Below are 17,686 nucleotides of genomic sequence, written 5' to 3' on the forward strand. Positions count from 1 at the left end.
TGGTGGGGTGTGGCCATGCCCGCGACGTCCAACCCTGTGCCGCGCGGGTCGCGCCGCGCCCGCCTGGCCGCCGAGCTGACCCGGGTCACCCTGCGTCCGCTCACGTATGTCGTGCCGTCCACCGCGGCCGGCACCGCGATCTCGCGCCAGATCGTCGCGCGTTCACTCGCCGCGTTCGGCTCGATCGAGCGCGGCACGCAGGTCACCGAGGTCGACGAGCCGGGCGCCGACGGCCGGCGGGTGCGCGGCGAGTGGGTGCGCGGCCCGGGCGTGACGCGGTGGGATGCCGCGATCCTCTACCTGCACGGCAGCGGCTACTCGCTGTGCTCGCCCGAGACGCATCGCGGGCTGACCTCGCGGCTGTCGACGCGGAGCGGGCTGCCGGTGTTCTGTGTCGACTACCGGCTCGCCCCGCGGCACCCGTTCCCGGCCGCGGCCGACGACGTCCAGCGCGCGTTCGACTGGATGCTCGGCCACCACCCCGCCGAGCGCGTCGTGCTCGCCGGCGACTCGGCGGGCGGGCATCTCGCCATCGACCTCGGCCTCGCCCTGATCCGGGCCGGGCGCCCGCTGCCCGCGGCCCAGGCGCTGTTCTCGCCGATCGCCGACCTCACCCTCGGCCTGGCGGCCCGGCGCGAGCAGGTTCGGCCCGACCCGATGATGTCGGCCGCGGCGGCGCGCCGGATGCTCGCGCTCTACACGCGGGGTCACGACCCGCAGCACGCCCGGCTGGCTCACCTGCCGGCCGCGCACGAGACGCTGCCGCCCACCCTCATCCAGGCCGGCGGGCTGGAGATGCTGGCCGAGGACGCGCACCACGTCACCCGGCTGCTGCGCGCCAGCGGCACCCGCTGCGAGCTCGAGGTCTGGCCCGACCAGATGCACGTCTTCCAGGCGCTGCCCCGCGTGATCCCCGAGGCCGACCGCGCGCTCGCCCGCGCGGCCCGATTCCTCAGCGCGGCGGTACCCGCCGTCGCGCGCCCGACCACCCACCGGAGGACCGCATGATCGGCATCGGCGGCAAGCGATCGCACGACACCCTGGCGCTGGTCACCGGCGCGGGCAGCGGCATCGGGCAGGCCTTCGCCGCCGAGCTCGCCGGGCGCGGCGGCAGCGTCGTCTGCAGCGACATCGACGAGACGGCGGCCCAGCGCACCGTCGACGCGATCGTCGACCAGGGCGGCAAGGCGGTCGCGATCCGGTGCGACGTGTCGCAGGCCGAGGAGGTGCGGGCGCTGGCCGACGACGCCCGCGGCTGGTTCGGCGCGACCCCGACGATGATCGTCAACAACGCCGGCGTCGGCGCCGGCGGCCGGCTGGTCGGCGAGACCTCGCTGGCCGACTGGGAGTGGACCCTCGGCATCAACCTGTGGGGCGTCATCCACGGCTGCCACGTGTTCGCGCCGATCCTGCGCGAGGCCGGCCGCGGCAGCATCATCAACGTCGCGTCGTCGGCGAGCTTCGGGTCGTTGCCCCGGATGGCCGCCTACAACGTCAGCAAGGCCGGCGTCCTCGCGCTGTCGGAGACGCTGAAGGGCGAGCTCGCCGGAACCGGCGTGCACGTCAGCGTCCTGTGCCCGACGTTCGTCAAGACGAACATCCTGGAATCCGGACGCATCTCGGCCGAGTCGAACAGCCTCGCCGGCACCCTCATGCGCCTCACCGGGATGTCGGCGGCGCGGGTCGCGCGCACCACCCTCGACACCCACGACCGCGGCGGGCTCTACGTCATGCCGCAGCTCGACGCCAAGGCGCTGTGGCGCCTCAAGCGCGCCGCCCCCGGTGTCTTCACCCGCGGCACCGGCGTGCTCGAACGTGTGTCCCCAGTGCGCCGCGACTCCTCGAAGGGAACCCCGTCATGACGATGGACATGAACGACATGCTGACCCGGATCAAGGACCGGCAGTGGGCGCTGGCCGACATCAACTGGGACGCCCCCGGGGCGGAGACGATCACCGACGAGTTCCGCCCCAAGCTGAAGGCGTTCATGGCCGACCTGTGCTGGATCGAGAACGTCGGGGCGCGCGGGTTCGCGGCGATGGCCAAGAAGGCGCCGACCCCCGAACTCGCCGAGATCTACCGCTACTTCCACGCCGAGGAGCAGCGGCACGCCAACGCCGAACTCGCGCTCATGCGCCGCTGGGACATGATCGACGACGCCGAGATGCCCGAGCCGAGCATCAACATCCGGCTCGCGATCGAGTGGCTCGACCGGTACTCCGACGAGATGCCGCTGTCGGTGCTCGGCACGGTCATCCCGATGCTCGAGGTGGCCCTCGACGGCGCGCTGCTGAAGTTCCTGCTCGAAGAGGTGCACGATCCGGTGTGCCACCAGGTGTTCGAGAAGATCAACAACGACGAGTCGCGCCACATCGCCGTCGACTTCGAGGTGCTGAACCTGATCGGCCACGCGAAGGCGCGCAAGCTCGCGATCGACTTCATCGGCAACGTCGCCTCGCCCGGACTGGTCATCGGCATGATCATGTACGTGCCGCTGCTCAACCGCATGCGCAACAACATCGTCGACATGGGCCTCGCGCCCGAGCGGCTCTACACCGCGATGAGCCGGTTCGCCAAGCTCGGCGACCGCAGCGAGCGGGCCAAGTACGTGCCGCTGTACCAGGTGCTCAAGGTGCACGCCGCGATGGTCATCGACTCGAACCACCCCTATCACCTCGTCGCCAACCGGATGGTGTGGCTGAGCGAGCGCTACCCCCGCCGGCTGCTCAAGCCGCTGCCGACCTGGTTCAAGGAGCTCACCTACGAGCCGGTCAGCACCACCACCCGCCAGCGGGAGGTGGCGTGAGGGCGACGGCGGCCCGGCGGCCGAAGGCGCAGCCGACCTACTCGACGATCGTCATCGGCGCGGGGTTCCTGGGGCTCGGCGCGGCGGTCAAGCTCGTCGAGGCCGGCGTCGACGACTTCGTGATCCTCGAGCGCAGCGACCGCGTCGGGGGCACGTGGCGCGACAACACCTATCCGGGCGCGGCCTGCGACATCCCGTCGCTGCTGTACTCGTTCTCGTTCGCCAGGAACCCGTCGTGGTCGCGCACGTACTCGCCGAGCGAGGAGATCTGCGCCCACATCGAGGAGATGACCGACCGGTTCGACCTGCGCCGGTTCATCGAGTTCGGGACGACCGTCGAGGGCCTGTCCTTCGACGAGGACGAGGGCGTGTGGACGCTCGCGACCGACCGTGGTGATCGGCGCGCCCGCACCGTCGTCGTCGCCTCGGGGCCGCTGGCCGACGCGAGCTTCCCGGCGATCCGCGGCCTCGACACCTACGCGGGCAAGAAGATCCTCAGCGCCCGGTGGGACCACGACTACGACCTGGCCGGTAAGCGGGTCGCGGTGATCGGCACCGGGGCCAGCGCGGTGCAGATCATCCCCGAACTGGTGAAGACGGCCGAGTCGGTGAAGGTCTTCCAGCGCACCCCGGGCTGGGTGCTGCCGCGGGTCGACTTCGCCACGCCGAAGCTGGCGCAGGGCCTGTTCGCGAAGGTGCCGGTGGCGCAGCAGGCGGCCCGCTCGGCGCTGTTCCTCGGCCACGAGGCGATGGCGACCGGGCTCGTGTGGGACTCGCCGGTCACGACGCTCGTCGCTCGGGCGGCGAAGGCGCACCTGCACCATCAGGTGAAGGACCCGTGGCTGCGGCGGCAGCTCACGCCCGACTTCCGTCCGGGCTGCAAGCGCATGCTCATGTCGAGCGACTACTACCCGGCGCTGCAGGCCGACAACTGCAAGCTCATCACCTGGCCCATCGCCACGCTCTCGCCCCGCGGGCTGCGCACGAGCGACGGCATCGAGCACGACGTCGACTGCATCGTCTTCGCCACCGGCTACGACGTGCACCTTTCCGGCCCGCCCTTCCCGGTCACCGGCCGCGGTGGACGCTCGCTGCAGCAGGAGTGGGCGAAGGGGGCGCAGGCCTACAAGAGCGCGAGCGCGCACGGCTACCCGAATCTGTTCTTCACCACCGGCCCGAACTCGGGGCCGGGCCACAACTCGCTGCTCGTCTACGCGCAGGGCCAGATCGACTACGCGGTGCGCGGGGTGACGACGGTGCTCCGCAACGACCTGCGCTACCTCGACGTCCGGGCCGAGGTGCAGGAGCGCTACAACCGGCGGCTGCAGAAGCGGCTCACCCGCACGACCTGGATGTCGGGCTGCACCAGCTGGTACCTCACCGAGGACGGCTTCAACGCCTCGATGTACCCCGGCTTCGCCACCCAGTACCTGCGCCAGATGCGGACGTGGCGGCTGAGCGACTACGAGCTCGCGCCGGGTGGGGTGGCGACCGCCGCCCCACACCGCCGCGTCGGGTAGGAGACTCGAGCCATGAGCGAGGGCAACGCAACCGTCGAGGCGATCCTCGAGGCGCTGCGGCGGGGGCCGCGGGATCTCGCGCGCAGCCCGCGGGCGGCGGTCGGCGCGGCCGTCACCCAGCTGCTGCGCTCGGTGCGCCACCAGACAACCCCGCGGGTCACCTCCGCCGAGTACCGCATCGACGATCTCGCCCGGGTCTCCGGCGTGACCACCCGCAACATCCGGGCCTACCAGGAGCGCGGCCTGCTGCACCCGCCGCGCCGCTCGGGACGCGTCGCGCTCTTCGACGACACCCACCTCTCCCGGCTGCGCCTGATCAGTTCCATGCTCGAGCGCGGCTACTCGACCGCGCACATCCTCGAGATGCTGGGCGCGTGGGAGCACGGCCGGGACCTCGCCGACGTGCTCGGCCTGGAGAAGGCGCTCGTCTCGCCGTGGGGCGAGGACCGGCCGACGACGATGCCGCTGCGCGAGATACGCGACCTCGCCGGAGGCGGCGAGGACCTGCAGCGCCTCGTCGACGCCGGGCTCGTGCGGCTCAAGGGCGGCGCGAACGCCGTCGCCGAACGGCCCAAGCTGCTGCGCGCCTTCGCCGAGATGCGCACCTATGGCATGCCGCTCGCGATCGTGCTCGAACTGCACGAGCAGCTGCAGCCGGCGATCGACGAGATCAGCCGGCTGCTCGTCCGGGCCGGAGCCAAGCACGTGGCCGAGCAGTTCGACCCGGCGTCGGAGCCGAGCAGCCAGGACGTCACCGAGCTGATCACCATGCTGGTGCGCTTCCGCACCCTGGCGATGACCTCGGTGACGGCGAGCATCGCGGCCTCCCTCGAGCACACCGTCGAGGACATGCTGGGCGACTACCTGATCCAGCTGATGGGGCCCGAGGCCGCGCGCAAGAGCGCCGGCTGAGTCGATCTTCATGCCCGGCCGGCCCCGGGACGGCGTGGCGTCATGACGATCAGGTTCCGCCGGGGCCGCGGAACGGAACGGCGGGCCACCCCCGAAGGGATGGCCCGCCGCCTCGGGGGGATGCCGGTCAGCTCACGGTCAGCGCCGTGTCGTCGACGAAGAACGAGGTCGCGAGGCTGACGTCCTCGGTGCCCGTCCACTTGATGGTCACCGTCTGGCCCGCGTAGGACGAGAGCGTGACCTGCCGCTGGGCGTACCCGCCGGCGTTGAGGTTGGAGTACGTCGACCCCACCTTGGTGCCGTTGACCGAGACCGACAACGTGTCGTACGCCGAGGTGGTGGTGGTCTCCGCCGTCGAGACCGACAGGTAATAGGTCAGCACGGCCGAGCAACCCGCCGGGATCGTGACGGACTGCGAGATCGTGTCGGTGTGCGTGGTGCCGTACCCGTCGAGCCAGGAGTAGCCGACGCCGGTGCGCGAGTGCGCGCCGTCGGTGTTGATGACGCCAGAGGTCTGCGACCAGTTGGTCGCCCCCGACTCGAAGCCCGGGTTGAGCAGCTTCTGGCCCGGGCTGGCGCAGCCGCCGCCCGAGGTGCTGATCGTCCAGGTGAACGAGGCGCTGCCCGAGGCGTTGGTGCTGTCCTTCGCGGTCACGGTGACCGAGTAGGTGCCGGCCGTCGACGGCGTGCCCGAGATCAGGCCCGACGAGCTGATCGACAGCCCGGTCGGCAGGCCGGTGGCCGAGTAGGTCAGCGCGAGGCCGCCCGAGTCGGTGCCGGTCATCTGCAGGCTGGTGGCGGTGCCGACCGTGCCCGTCTTGCTACCCGGGTTGTTGACCGTCACCGTGTTGCCGGTGGTGCCGCCGCCGACGATCGCGTGGCTGATCGCGCAGCTGTTGGTGTCGTTGGACCACGACGCCTGCTCGGCGTAGGTGCCGAACGAGCCGAACGAGACGTTGGCGGCACCACCGTTCGTGCCGGGCGAGAGCCAGGCGCATTCGTCGGAGTTCTCCTGGCCGTTGTACGAGCTGCCGGTGTGGTTGGTCCAGCCGCCCGCCGGGTTCTGGTCGGACATCATCTCGTGCCACTCGTGGCCGAGCGTCATCGTCCAGCCGTCGAGGGTTCCCGGGCTGTTGACGAAACCGACGCCGCAGCTCGCGCCCATGTCGATGTTGTAGGGCTGGTTGCTGAACGCGATGTCGCCGTAGCTCGACGCGACCGCGCCGCCGGTGAGGGTGGTGTCACCGTTGTAGTCGTGCCAGGCGCAGTAGCCCTGGGTCGGGCTCTGGTAGTTGTCCGGGTTGGTGCCGTGTGGGGAGAGGACCACGTAGTAGGCGTAGCGGTTCGACGCCGCGGTGGTGTTGCCGAAGTGCGCCGCCGCGTTGACCGCCTCGACGCCGAGCTGGTGCCCCGTCGCGGACGACGGCGAGGCCGCCCCGTTGTCGTACCAGACACCCGACAGCACGCCGCCCGACTGGTAGGGGATGTGGGTCGCGCCCGACGGGCAGCTGGTCGCGCCGGCGGCGACACCCGCGCCGTCGCACCACTGTGTCAGCTCGGCCGACCACAGCTCACTGTTGGTGCCGATGCCCTTGAACATCTGCTGGGCCGCGCCGGCCGCGCCGTTCGCGTCACCGCTGAACTTCAGGTTGCCGTTCGCGTCGGTCGAGGAGGTGCCCCACTGGTTGCCGTAGAAGACCAGGTAGACCTTCGAGTGGCCGCTCTGCACGCCGATGCCGTCGACCCCGCCACCGTAGGACAGCGTCTGGGTGCCAGTGGCCGCGGCGGCCGCGTGCGTCTTCGCCCACGCGTTCATCTTGTTCTGGACCGACTTGGTCGGCATGACGCCGTGCCGGTAGGAGTGCCCGTTCGCCGGCGAGTAGGGATTCGTCTCCCCGTTCGTCGGATTGGCGCCGGCGATGGCCGGAGCGGTGAGTGCGGCCGCGGCTAACGCCGTCGTCCCGACGAGGACCGTGAGTCCTCGAGCGCGGAGCTTCAAAACAACCTCCTGGGTTGTGAACAGGCCCCCTCATGGTTGGGGCGCCGCGCACAAGCTAAGGCCGGGGCGAGCGCGCTGGTTACGGAGAGTGGTGGCAGCTTCCGGAATGTCACGTAGCTGCCAGCGGGCGCGCTACTCGTGCTACCTGTGCTGAAGGTGTGAAACCTGGCGGCCCGGCCACCTCGTCAAGTGATAGGACAGGACCGACGAGGAGAGGACCGCCCCCATGAACGCTCGACCGATCGCCCTCCCGGCGGCCGCGATCGCCCTCGCCGCGGCGCTCGCGGCGTGCGCCAGCAGCGCGACCGGGGGTGCCTCCGGCGCTGGGGCCGGGCCGACGGGCTCGTCGGTGAGCGCGTCGGTGTCCTCGGCACCCCCCTCGCCGGCGCCGTCGTCAGCCCGGTCGTCGGCGTCGTCGGCGGCGACGGTGACGGTGAGCGAGGCCGAGGCCGGCACGACGCTGACGGTGAACCGCGGCGCCGACGTCGTCGTGACCCTGCACAGCACCTACTGGCAGTTCCAGCAGGCCTCGGCGCCCAAGGTGCTCGTGCAGGCGGCGCCGGTCGTGCAGGGCGACCCGCCGAGCCGAGCCGGCGTCCCCGGCTCGGGTAAGGGCACGGCCCGCGAGACCTACCACGCGCAGGCCGCGGGCACGGCGACGATCACGGCCACGCGCACCAGCTGCGGCGAGGCCATGCGCTGCACCGCGGGCCAGGGCGTCTACCGCATCACCGTGGTAGTGCGGTAGGTCGCTACTGTCGTGGCGTGACGACCCCGCCCGAACTCACCCACGTCGACGAGCACGGTGCGGCCCGGATGGTGGACGTGTCGGGCAAGGACGTCACCACGCGGGTGGCCACCGCCGCCGGCCGGTTCACCACCACGCCCGAGGTCATCGCGCTGCTGCGCCGCGACGGCCTGCCCAAGGGCGACGCCCTCGCCGTCGCCCGCATCGCCGGCATCGCCGCGGCCAAGCGCACGCCCGATCTCGTCCCGCTGTGCCATCCCGTCGCCCTACACGGCGTGACCGTCGATCTCGAACTCACGGCCGACGGCGTCGACATCGTCGCGACGACCCGCACGGCCGACCGCACCGGCGTGGAGATGGAGGCGCTGACCTCCGTCGTCGTCACCGGCCTCGCGCTCTACGACATGGTCAAGGCGGTTGACCGCTCGGCCCGGCTCACCGACGTCCGGTTGCTGGCCAAGGCCGGCGGCCGGACGGGTGAGTGGACCGCCGAAGCCGAACCGTCGTGAAGGCCGCGGTCATCACCTGTTCGAACCGCTCGGCGAGCGGCGAGCGGGCCGACGACAGCGGCGAGCTGCTCGCCACGATGCTCGGCGAGGCCGGGCACGACGTCGTGCTGCGGCGCATCGTCCCCGACGAGGTCGAGGCGATCCGGGCCGCCGTCAACGACGCTGTCATGGCGGGGGCGAAGGCGGTGCTCACCACCGGCGGCACCGGTCTGACCCCGACCGACGTGACGCCCGAGGCGGTCGGCCCGATGCTCGAGCGGGTGATCCCGGGGATCGCCGAGTCCCTTCGCCTGGTGTCGCGGGAAAGGGTGCCGACCTCGGTGCTCTCGCGCGGCGTGGCCGGGACGATCGGCGCGACGCTTGTCGTCACCCTGCCCGGCTCGCCGGGCGGCGTGCGCGACGGCATGGCCGTGCTCGCGCCGTTGCTGGAGCACGCGGTCGACCAGATGGGCGGCGGCGACCACCGCCCGGGCGGCGGTGTCGGATGAACCGAGAGCCGAGGGCAGGCCGATGAGTGAGTTCGCGCAGGACCTGGCCGCCCGGGCCGGGATGAAGCAGCCCGGCGGCGACGTCGACCCGGTGCTGCGCCTGGTCGGGGTGTCCGACGCGCCCATCGACGCGTCGGTGCACGAGGCGGCCGTCGACCACGTGCGCGCCGGCGCCCGGGTGCTGTTCTGCGGCGTCGTCCGCGAGCACGACCACGGGCGCGGCGTCGTCGAGCTCGAGTACCAGGGGCATCCGAGCGCCGAGCAGGTGCTCACCGAGATCGCCACCGAGTTCGCGGCCGAGCCGGGCGTCCTCGCCCTGGCCGTCAGCCACCGCGTGGGCGTGCTGCAGGTCGGCGATGTCGCGCTGGTCGCCGCCGTGGCCACGGCTCATCGGCGCGAGGCGTTCGACGTGTGCGGCCGCCTCGTCGAAGAGGTCAAGGCGCGGCTGCCGATCTGGAAGCGACAGGTCTTCACCGACGGCACCGACGAGTGGGTCAACTGCCCCTGAGCGGTGCCGCCGGCGCGACGGGTCAGACCTTCGGGGTCCGGTCGAGCGTGTTCTCGATCTTCGATGCGACCGATGAGATCGTGCCGGTGTACTTGCCGCCGGTGACCTTGTCGATCTGGTCGGCCGCGGCGGCGACGCCCTGGGCGGCGGCCTGTCCGGCCTTCTCGAGGTAGGGGCCGGCCTTCTCGAGGTAGGGCCCCGCCTTCTCGACGAGTTCGCCCGCGACCTCCTTGGCCCGCTCCAGCGCGGGACCGGCCGCCTGCACGGCCTGGTCGGCCAGCTCGCTGGCCCGGTCAGCGATCTTGTTCGTGTCGACCATGGTTCATGCCTCCTGTGCTGTGGGCGGATCTGTGCTGTGGGCGGATCTGTGCTGTGGGCGGAACTGCCATGCCCCACCAGCATTTCAGGGTTTGGCGGCACACTGGAACCGTGACCGCCCGCAGAGACGAAGCCCACGCCCGGAAGCCGGCCGAACGGCCCGACGACGAGGCCGTCCTGCCGACCGTGTCGCGCGATGAACTCGACGTCGGCTGGGGCGACGAGCCCGGGGAGCGGGATGACGACTGGTACCGACGGGAGCGTCCCCCGCACCACGGGTGACGCTCGCCGCCGAACCGTCAGGCGCTCTGCTTGGCCAGCAGGTCGCGGATCTGCTCGAGCAGCACGATGTCCTCGGCCTTCGGTGACGGGTCAGGCTCGCCGGTGGCGGCCTTGCGGGCCCGCCGCTCCTGGAACTTGTTCATCGGCATCACGAACATGAAGTACACGACCGCGGCCGTGATGACGAAGACGATGACCGCGTTGATGATCGTCGAGAAGTTGATGAAGGTGGACTTGCCGAGCACGTCCTGCGGAGAGCCCGAGGCGGCGCCCGCGGTGTGGCGGAGCGAGAAGCCGAGGCCATTGGTGTTCTTGCCGCCGGCCGCGTTCACGATCGGCGTGACGATCGACGACACGAAGGCGCTCACGACGGCCGCGAACGCCGTGCCGATGACGACGGCGATCGCGAGATCGACGACGTTGCCTCGCATGATGAAGTCCTTGAACCCCTTGAGCATGTGATCCTCCGCTGCAGTTGATCGAGCACCTGGCGACCCCCTGCCGCCTCGTCGGGAATGCTATGGGTGATTTGCGACAGCCGCGAAGGTCTTAGTGCCCAGCGATCCGACGATTCGCAGGGCGATCGCGCGGTCGGTGGCCACGACGAGGCGGGTCACCGGGGACCCGTCTGCCCCGGACACCCGGCTGCAGGCCAGCACGCGGACGCCGGCCGCGACCACGCTCGGAGGGCCGGCATCCATGCCGCCGGGCCCGGGCCGGTCGAGCGAGCCGACCGCGATCGCGATCAGGTCGATGCGGTCGCCGGCGCGCAGCAGGCCGCCGGCGTCCAGGCCGAGCGTGACCGGGACGGCCACGGTTCCCGGGGCCAGCCCGCTGGTCAGATCGGGGCCGAGCAGGCGCCCGCGGGTCACCGCCTCGCGGGCCGCGATCGGCCCGGCGAGGGTCTCGTGCAGCAGCGGCTCCGGATCGGCGGCCGTGCCGGCCGGCTGCAGCCCGGGTGGCCAGCGGGCGATTCGCAGGTCGCGGGGCGCGAGGACGTGCCCGGCCGGGAGCGCCCGGGCCGCCACCACGACCGGCATCGTGCGCGGCGGCGCCGGCTTCGGGTGCCGCGCGGCGCCCAGGGCGCTACCGAGCGCGAGCAGCAGGCAGGCGCCGGCGGCGGCGAGCCGGGAGCGCCGCCCGATGCGGGCGGCGAGGCGACGGGCGAGGTGCATGCACCGACGCTAGGCACCGACCCGGGTGTCCGGCCGGGTGCAGCCAACGGCTGTGGACGGCCGACCCGGCTGTGGACGGATCCGGCTCGGATGTCGGAGCGGGGTGCTAGGCGGTCGCGGCGGCCTTCGAGCCGGCGCCGCTACCGGTCGACGAGCTCGATGAGCCGGCCGACGACGACCCGCCCGTGGACGAACCGCCCGACGACGAGCCGGCCGAGGAATCCGAGGACGAGCTGCTCGAGCCCGAATCCTTCGACGAGCTCGACGACTCCTTGGTCGAGCTGCCCGAGTCGCCCGAGGACTTGGCCGACGCCGACGCCGATGCCTTCGAGGAGTCACGGCTGTCGTTGCGGTAGAAGCCGGAGCCCTTGAACACGACGCCGACGGCCGAGAACACCTTGCGCACCGGGCCGCCGCAGACCGGGCACTCGCTGGCTGACGGATCGGTGAAGGACTGGACCAGCTCGAAGTTCTCGCCGCACCCCGGGTCGGTGCACGCGTACTGATAGGTGGGCATGGACCTGCATTCCTCCGACGGACCGACTCGACTGGCACTCTCAGGGTACGACTGCTAACGCGGGCAGGCGACATCGGATTCCCGCCGGCCCCTGCTACAGGCGGATCGGACCGGCCGGCGTGACCACCTCGGTGACCGGTTCGTCCCATTCCTCGCGGGGCAGGGCCGCGACCAGCTCACCGTCGAACAACAACGCGATGCGCGGCGCGGCCGGCCGGGCCCGCCTCAGGGCCCGGTCGTAGGAGCCACCGCCGCGACCGAGGCGGGTGCCGTCGCGAGCCACGGCCAGGGCCGGGACGAGCACCGCGTCCGCAGTGGCGATCGCGGCCGGCCCGAGACCGTCGCCGTCCGCGCCCCACACCGTCCAGTCGAGGTCGCGGTCCGGCTGGGTGATCGGTACGAGCACCCGCACCCCGAGCGCCGCCAACCCGGCGAGCAACTCGATCGATCCGGGCTCGGTGCGCAGCGGCTCGTAGGCGGCGACGCACGTCCAGCCGTCCAGCCGGGCCTGCCGCAGCACCCGCTCGCGCACGGCCGCGCGGGCGATCTCGACATCGCCGGCCGGCCGGGCCCGCCGGGCCGCGAGCAGCTCGGCCCGCAGCCGGGCCTTCTCCGTCGCAGCCTGCATGGGCCGATTCTCGCCGGTTAGGCTCGGGGGATGTCGACCGACCGTCCCCGCAAGGCCCTGATCCCCGCGGCCGGACGCGGTACCCGCTTCCTCCCGCTGACCAAGGCGGTGCCCAAGGAACTGGCGCCGATCGTCACGACTCCGACGCTCGAGATCGTCATCGGCGAGGCCGCCGACAACGACATCAGCGAGGTGCTGCTCGTCGTGAGCGCAGGCAAGACGGCCATCAACGAGTACTTCGCGCCAGCGCCCGAACTCGAGGCGGCGCTCGAGGCCAAGGGTGACGAGGCCGGCCTTGCCGCGGTGCGCCGCCCGACCGAGCTCGCCACCATCAGCTACGTCGAGCAGAAGGAGCCGCGCGGGCTCGGCCACGCGATCGGGCACGGCAAGGACTTCGCCGCCGGTGAGCCGCTCGCCGTGCTCCTGCCCGACGACCTCATCGACGACCGCGACGCGCTGCTCGGCCCGATGCTCGACGTCTACGCCGAGCACGGCGGGATCGTGCTCGGGCTCATCGACGTCGGCCCGGTCGAGATCAGCAAGTACGGCTGCGTCGTGCCGGCCGAGGGCGCCGACCCCGAGGGTGACGTCGTCGCGATCTCCGATCTCGTCGAGAAGCCCGAGGCCGGCGAGGCGCCGAGCACGCTCGCGATCATCGGCCGATACGTGCTGCCGCCGGAGATCTTCGCGGCGCTCGACGAGACCGAACCCGGCGCGGGCGGCGAGATCCAGATCACCGACGCGATGCGCAATCTGTGCAACGCGGGTACGCCGGTGCACGGCGTCGTGTTCCGCGGACGTCGCTACGACACCGGTGATCGGCTCGAATACGTCAAGGCGGTTGTCCAGCTTGCCGTCCGACATCCCGACATCGGAGCCGATTTCCAGGCATGGTTGCGGGACTATGAACCGACGGACGGCTGAACGCCGCCCGACGGCGGAGTAGACCGACCCCGAACCCGACAACCGAGGAGACGCGCTCGTGGCCGTTGACGATCGCCTGCGGACGGTCGACGAGCACCTGGCGACCGTTCTCGACGGCGTGGGCACGCTCGAGCCGATCGAGCTGACGCTGCTCGACGCCCAAGGCCTGCTGCTCGCCGAGAACGTCAGCACCGACTTCCCGCTGCCGAGCTTCGACAACTCGGCGATGGACGGCTACGCCGTGCGGGCCGTCGACACCCTGGACGCGAGCCGCGAGCAGCCGGTCCGCCTCCAGGTCGTCGGCGACATCGCCGCCGGCGCCTCGTCGCGCTCGGGCATGGGACCCGGCCTGGCCATGCGCATCATGACCGGCGCACCGATCCCCAGCGGCGCCGATGCCGTGATCCCGCTCGAGGACACCGACCGCGGCATGGCCCGCGTCGAGATCCACCGGCCCGTGCAGTCGGGCGAGTGCTTGCGTCGCGCGGGGGAGGACCTCACGGCCGGCTCGCCGGCGCTCGCCGCCGGGGCCGCGCTCGGCCCGCAGCAACTCGCCCTGCTCGCCGCCATCGGCCGCGACCGCGTCGTCGTGCGCCCCCGCCCGCGGGTGATCATCCTGTCCACCGGCAGCGAGCTGATCGAGGTCGGGCACCGGCCGGGCTTCGGCGAGGTCATCGACTCGAACTCGTACATGATCGCGGCCGCCGCGAAGGACGCCGGTGCCGACGCACGCCGCATCGGCATCGTCCCCGACGACCACACCAAACTGCTCGACGCGCTCGAGAACCAGCTGCTGCGCGCCGACATCCTGGTCACCAGCGGCGGCGTGAGCATGGGCGCCTACGACGTGGTGAAGGAGGCGCTCAGCGAGATCGGCACCGTCGACTTCATGAGGGTGGCGATGCAGCCGGGCAAGCCCCAGGGCTTCGGCCATCTCGGCAACGGCATCCCGATCTTCTGCCTGCCCGGCAACCCGGTCAGCAGCCTGGTGTCGTTCGAGGCGTTCGTCCGGCCGGCTATCCGCAAGCTGCTCGGCAAGCGCAGCCTGCACCGGGCCACCGTCCAGGCCACCGCGCTGGAGAGCGCGAAGAGCCCGCACGGGGTGCGCCAGTACCGCCGCGGCGTCCTGCACCGCGAGAGTGCCGGCGGCTACTCGGTGTCGTTCATCGGCGGGCCGGGCTCGCACCTGATCGCGTCGCTGGCTCTGTCGAACTGCCTGGTCGTCATCGACGAGGACGTCACCGAGGTCACCGCGGGCAAGCCGGTGACGGTCATGCCGCTCCTGCTGTCCAACCGGTGATCCGTGGCTGACACTCCGGGCTGGCCGGCCGAGCTGACGGCGGGCCCGGTGCTGCTGCGCCCGCCCCGGCTGCGCGACGCGCGGGCCTGGAGCGAGGTGCGCATGCGCAACGAGCAGTGGCTGGCGATGTGGGAGCCGACCTCGCCCAACACGTGGGACGAGCGCAACGCCGTCGGATCGTGGCCTGCGCTGCACTCGGCCCTGAAGGCCGCCGCCCGGCGCGGCACGATGCTGCCGTTCATGATCGTCTACGGCGGCCGGATCGTCGGCCAGATCAACATCTCCAACGTCGTGCACGGCGCGCTGCGCTCGTGCACGATCGGCTATTGGGTCGACGGCGCGGTGGCCGGGCGCAACATCGCCCCGACCGCGCTCGCGCTCGTCATCGACCACTGCTTCGGCCCGGTCGGGCTGCACCGCGTCGAGGTCGACATCCGCCCCGAGAACGGACCGAGCCTGCGTGTCGTCGAGAAGCTCGGCCTGCGCAAGGAGGCGTTCTACGAGCGCTATCTCGACATCGACGGGGGCTGGCGCGACCACCTCGCGTTCGCGGTGACGCAGGAGGAGATGGGCGGGCGACGGATGCTCGGCCGGCTCGCCGAGCTGCCCCCGGAACCGGCCTGGCGCCGGGTGCGGTGACCGCCCTCCCGCCACGGACGGTGCAGGCTTCTCAACCTCAAGTTGAGGTTCTCGGCCGACACGCCGTTGCACGTACCGGGAACCGGGCGGTCGGCTCATTAGCTTGTTGGCAGCCGTGTTACTGGTGTGACTGAAGTTGCGGTACGTGCGCTGTGGGGAGGTGCCTGGTGTTGTCGCCGTTCATGACCGTTGTCGTCCTCGTCGTGCTCTGGTTGATCGTCGTGGTGCCCATGGTGCTGCGCCGCAACGACGAACGCCGTCGTGAACGCTCGGTGGCAGAGTGGGGGCGGGGCATGCGCGCCCTCGGCCGCCGCAGCGTCACCACCGGCAGCACCCTCGACGCGGACGCCCGCACCGAGGTATTCGTCCCTCACCAGAACCGAGCCACGCTTGCCGCCCCGGCCCGCCGGCCCGTGCCCGCCGCCCAGGAGGCGCTGATGTACCCGCCCGACCGCTCCGACCTCTCCGAGGCGCGCGCCCACATGCTCGCCCGCCGCCGGCGCTCGCTGACCGTCCTGTTCGCCGGCAGCATCGTGTTCGGCCTGCTCGGCCTCGTCGTCGGCGGCGCCACCTGGCTGCTCGCGGCGCCCTTCCTGCTCGGCCTCGCCGGCTACGTGCTGTTCCTGCGCAACCAGGCGCTACGGGACCGCGCCCGGCGCGAGAACCGCCAGCACCGCGCGGCCTCGCGCCGCCCGGCCGGCTACGACGCCACCGAGGAGCTGGGCCGCTTCGAGGAGGCGCCGGAGAACGTCGTCCGCATCGACGACGACGACATCGAGCTGCACAGCATGGACACCATCGACCTCACCGGGCTCTACGTCGAGCAACCTCCGGTCGAGGTCGCGCAGCGCCGCGCCAGCTGAGCCGAGGGGGTGCCGTCGGCGCGAAGCCGGCGGCCCGCCCCTGATAGTCTCGGCGGCGGCCGTAAGGTCCGTTCCCGTTCCACGGGGCTGTGGCGCAGTCCGGTAGCGCACCTCGTTCGCATCGAGGGGGTCAGGGGTTCGAATCCCCTCAGCTCCACCAAAATCGTCAGCTCGCCGGTTCGGCCGCGAGCGGACGAGCCGCCAGACCGGCCAATCGGGCAGAATCCCCCAAAAGCCGCTCAAGATCGGCTTCGGCCGGTCGATCTACCTCGATGTCCGGGATGTTCGGCCCGGACAGGGAGGCGGGTCCATGCAGACAGCGTCTGCCTCTCGCGTCGTCATCGGTCGTCAGGGCGTGTACGACGCGGCGGGCTCCTTGGTCGCCTACGAGTTGCTGTTCCGTGGCGCGGCGAGCAACCCGGCCCGCCCGGTCGACGGGCTCCAGATGACGGCCGAGGTCGTGTACGGCGCGCTGACGCTCGGGCTCGACCACGTGTCGCGCGGCCGGACGCTCTACGTCAACGCCGACCGTGAGGTGTTGCTCGGCGGGCTGCTGTTCGCTCTGCCGGTGGAGCGGACGGTCGTCGAGATCCTCGAGACGGTGGAACTCGACGACGACGTGTTCGCCGCCATCGAGGGTCTGGCCGCGGCGGGCTACACCCTCGCGGCGGACGACTTCGTGTGGCACGCCGACGCGCCGCGGCTGCTCGACCTGGTCTCGATCGTGAAGGTCGACGTGCTGCAGACCCGACCGGAGGCCCTGCCGGCGATGGTCGAGCGCTGCCGTCCCCACGACGTCACCCTGCTGGCCGAGAAGGTCGAGTCGATCCGCGACGTGGCGGGACTCGTCGAGATGGGGTTCGAGCTCTTCCAGGGTTACGCCCTGGAGATGCCGCAACTCGTCGTCGGCGCGACGATCGACGCGTCCGTCCTCGGCCGGCTGCGGGCAGCGGTCGACCTGTTCGCCCCGGATGTCGACCTCGAAGGCATCGAGGAGGTCGTGCGGCATCACCCCGGCCTTGCCGTCGAGGTCATGCGCCTCGCCTCCTTCGGCCGGCGGGGCGCCCTGCGGCGTCCGGTCGGCAGTCTCCACGACGCGCTCGTCCTCGCCGGCACGCGACAGGCGCGCAGCTGGTTGGCGGTGCTGCTGGCCCGCCCCTCGGCCGCGATCGACGACCACCGATTCACCACCACGCTCATCCGGGCCCGTGCCTGCGAAACGCTGGCGGCCGACCTGTGTCCCACGCTGGCCCCGCTCGGCTTCGCCGCCGGAATGCTGTCCGCGGTCGACCTGCTGCTGGGCGTGTGCGCCGAGGAGGTGCGCGCCGCGCTGCCGCTCACCGACGACCTCGATCGGGCCGCGTTCGGCTTCGACGGCCCGGTCGGCACCCTCGTGGCCGACGCGATCGAGTTCCAGTTCGGCCGCCACGATGCGCCGCGGCTCAGTCAGGTCACGCAGGACCGGCTCGACGCCGCGTTCGCCGAGGCCTACCGCTGGGTCGCGTCCTCGGTCGGGGCCATGTACTCGACCCCCGTGCCGGCCTGACCGG

General features: G+C 71.8%; 21 protein-coding genes and 1 tRNA gene. 16 read left to right on the plus strand and 6 right to left on the minus strand.

The genetic code is table 11. The annotated features are described in order from the left end of the window. The 5 genes from VGN18_RS16740 to VGN18_RS16760 form a co-directional block, all read left to right on the plus strand. Positions 1 to 1,008 (plus strand): alpha/beta hydrolase (locus VGN18_RS16740; protein WP_327540853.1); only part of this gene is annotated, 1,008 nt, incomplete at its 5' end. Next, complete coding sequence (locus VGN18_RS16745) at positions 1,005 to 1,862, plus strand: SDR family NAD(P)-dependent oxidoreductase (RefSeq protein WP_327540854.1); 858 nt, start codon at positions 1,005 to 1,007, stop codon at positions 1,860 to 1,862. The genes VGN18_RS16740 and VGN18_RS16745, both read left to right, overlap by 4 nt. Further along, complete coding sequence (locus VGN18_RS16750; protein ID WP_327540855.1) at positions 1,859 to 2,806, plus strand: hypothetical protein; 948 nt, start codon at positions 1,859 to 1,861, stop codon at positions 2,804 to 2,806. Before VGN18_RS16745 ends, VGN18_RS16750 begins: the two co-directional genes overlap by 4 nt. Continuing rightward, positions 2,803 to 4,326, plus strand: a complete 1,524-nt coding sequence (locus tag VGN18_RS16755; protein WP_327540856.1) for an NAD(P)/FAD-dependent oxidoreductase — start codon at positions 2,803 to 2,805, stop codon at positions 4,324 to 4,326. The genes VGN18_RS16750 and VGN18_RS16755 overlap by 4 nt, the downstream gene beginning before the upstream one ends. Positions 4,327 to 4,338: 12 nt before the next feature. Then, positions 4,339 to 5,238, plus strand: coding sequence for a MerR family transcriptional regulator (locus VGN18_RS16760; RefSeq protein WP_327540857.1), 900 nt, complete (start codon positions 4,339 to 4,341; stop codon positions 5,236 to 5,238). A 127-nt stretch (positions 5,239 to 5,365) separates the two neighbouring features. On the opposite strand, the gene VGN18_RS16765 is transcribed toward VGN18_RS16760, so the two are convergent. Continuing rightward, positions 5,366 to 7,237: a putative Ig domain-containing protein gene (locus VGN18_RS16765; protein WP_327540858.1), complete on the minus strand. Its 1,872-nt coding sequence runs from the start codon at positions 7,235 to 7,237 to the stop codon at positions 5,366 to 5,368. 226 nt (positions 7,238 to 7,463) lie between these two features. On the opposite strand from VGN18_RS16765, the gene VGN18_RS16770 reads away from it, so the two are divergent. The 4 genes from VGN18_RS16770 to VGN18_RS16785 all read left to right on the plus strand — a co-directional run bounded on the left by VGN18_RS16770 (position 7,464) and on the right by VGN18_RS16785 (position 9,490). Continuing rightward, a complete protein-coding gene (locus VGN18_RS16770) occupies positions 7,464 to 7,985 on the plus strand; it encodes a hypothetical protein (RefSeq protein WP_327540859.1) in 522 nt (173 codons plus the stop codon). Between the two features lie 17 nt (positions 7,986 to 8,002). Beyond that, the gene (gene moaC / locus VGN18_RS16775; RefSeq protein WP_327540860.1) at positions 8,003 to 8,494 is read left to right on the plus strand and encodes a cyclic pyranopterin monophosphate synthase MoaC; all 492 of its coding nucleotides are present in this window, start codon (positions 8,003 to 8,005) and stop codon (positions 8,492 to 8,494) included. Then, on the plus strand, positions 8,491 to 8,982 hold the full coding sequence (locus VGN18_RS16780; protein ID WP_327540861.1) for a MogA/MoaB family molybdenum cofactor biosynthesis protein: 492 nt from the start codon (positions 8,491 to 8,493) through the stop codon (positions 8,980 to 8,982). The genes moaC and VGN18_RS16780 overlap by 4 nt, the downstream gene beginning before the upstream one ends. Positions 8,983 to 9,043: 61 nt before the next feature. Continuing rightward, the gene (locus VGN18_RS16785; RefSeq protein ID WP_349259957.1) at positions 9,044 to 9,490 is read left to right on the plus strand and encodes a molybdenum cofactor biosynthesis protein MoaE; all 447 of its coding nucleotides are present in this window, start codon (positions 9,044 to 9,046) and stop codon (positions 9,488 to 9,490) included. Positions 9,491 to 9,512: 22 nt separating this feature from the next. Here the strand turns inward: VGN18_RS16785 and VGN18_RS16790 are convergent, their stop codons facing one another. After that, positions 9,513 to 9,809: an Rv0909 family putative TA system antitoxin gene (locus tag VGN18_RS16790; RefSeq protein WP_327540863.1), complete on the minus strand. Its 297-nt coding sequence runs from the start codon at positions 9,807 to 9,809 to the stop codon at positions 9,513 to 9,515. Between the two features lie 110 nt (positions 9,810 to 9,919). Between VGN18_RS16790 and VGN18_RS16795 the strand changes: the two genes are divergently transcribed. Continuing rightward, complete coding sequence (locus tag VGN18_RS16795; protein WP_327540864.1) at positions 9,920 to 10,090, plus strand: hypothetical protein; 171 nt, start codon at positions 9,920 to 9,922, stop codon at positions 10,088 to 10,090. A 17-nt stretch (positions 10,091 to 10,107) separates the two neighbouring features. Here VGN18_RS16795 and mscL read toward each other — a convergent pair whose 3' ends face one another. The 4 genes from mscL to VGN18_RS16815 all read right to left on the minus strand — a co-directional run bounded on the left by mscL (position 10,108) and on the right by VGN18_RS16815 (position 12,410). Beyond that, the gene (gene mscL / locus VGN18_RS16800; protein WP_327540865.1) at positions 10,108 to 10,548 is read right to left on the minus strand and encodes a large conductance mechanosensitive channel protein MscL; all 441 of its coding nucleotides are present in this window, start codon (positions 10,546 to 10,548) and stop codon (positions 10,108 to 10,110) included. Positions 10,549 to 10,608: 60 nt separating this feature from the next. Continuing rightward, positions 10,609 to 11,265 carry an SAF domain-containing protein gene (locus VGN18_RS16805; RefSeq protein WP_327540866.1) on the minus strand — a complete coding sequence of 219 codons (657 nt, stop codon included), beginning with the start codon at positions 11,263 to 11,265 and terminating at the stop codon, positions 10,609 to 10,611. Between the two features lie 106 nt (positions 11,266 to 11,371). Further along, positions 11,372 to 11,782, minus strand: coding sequence for an FmdB family zinc ribbon protein (locus tag VGN18_RS16810; protein WP_327540867.1), 411 nt, complete (start codon positions 11,780 to 11,782; stop codon positions 11,372 to 11,374). A gap of 94 nt (positions 11,783 to 11,876) precedes the next feature. Next, positions 11,877 to 12,410 (minus strand): 5-formyltetrahydrofolate cyclo-ligase, encoded by a 534-nt coding sequence (locus VGN18_RS16815; RefSeq protein ID WP_327540868.1) that lies wholly within the window; start codon positions 12,408 to 12,410, stop codon positions 11,877 to 11,879. 30 nt (positions 12,411 to 12,440) lie between these two features. Here VGN18_RS16815 and VGN18_RS16820 point away from each other — a divergent pair, with 30 nt between their 5' ends. From VGN18_RS16820 to VGN18_RS16845, 6 genes are all read left to right on the plus strand, one after another. Beyond that, positions 12,441 to 13,334: a UTP--glucose-1-phosphate uridylyltransferase gene (locus VGN18_RS16820; RefSeq protein ID WP_327540869.1), complete on the plus strand. Its 894-nt coding sequence runs from the start codon at positions 12,441 to 12,443 to the stop codon at positions 13,332 to 13,334. Between the two features lie 58 nt (positions 13,335 to 13,392). Next, positions 13,393 to 14,634, plus strand: a complete 1,242-nt coding sequence (gene glp / locus VGN18_RS16825; RefSeq protein WP_327540870.1) for a gephyrin-like molybdotransferase Glp — start codon at positions 13,393 to 13,395, stop codon at positions 14,632 to 14,634. Positions 14,635 to 14,637: 3 nt separating this feature from the next. Next, on the plus strand, positions 14,638 to 15,273 hold the full coding sequence (locus tag VGN18_RS16830) for a GNAT family protein (protein ID WP_327540871.1): 636 nt from the start codon (positions 14,638 to 14,640) through the stop codon (positions 15,271 to 15,273). 167 nt (positions 15,274 to 15,440) lie between these two features. Then, positions 15,441 to 16,136, plus strand: a complete 696-nt coding sequence (locus tag VGN18_RS16835) for a hypothetical protein (RefSeq protein ID WP_327540872.1) — start codon at positions 15,441 to 15,443, stop codon at positions 16,134 to 16,136. An 83-nt stretch (positions 16,137 to 16,219) separates the two neighbouring features. Beyond that, positions 16,220 to 16,296: transfer RNA gene (locus tag VGN18_RS16840), tRNA-Ala, on the plus strand. Between the two features lie 150 nt (positions 16,297 to 16,446). Further along, positions 16,447 to 17,682 (plus strand): hypothetical protein, encoded by a 1,236-nt coding sequence (locus VGN18_RS16845; RefSeq protein ID WP_327540873.1) that lies wholly within the window; start codon positions 16,447 to 16,449, stop codon positions 17,680 to 17,682. Positions 17,683 to 17,686: the final 4 nt, after the last annotated feature.

The sequence above is a fragment of the Jatrophihabitans sp. genome, from assembly GCF_036000465.1.
In the GTDB taxonomy this organism is placed as follows: Bacteria; Actinomycetota; Actinomycetes; order Mycobacteriales; family Jatrophihabitantaceae; genus Jatrophihabitans.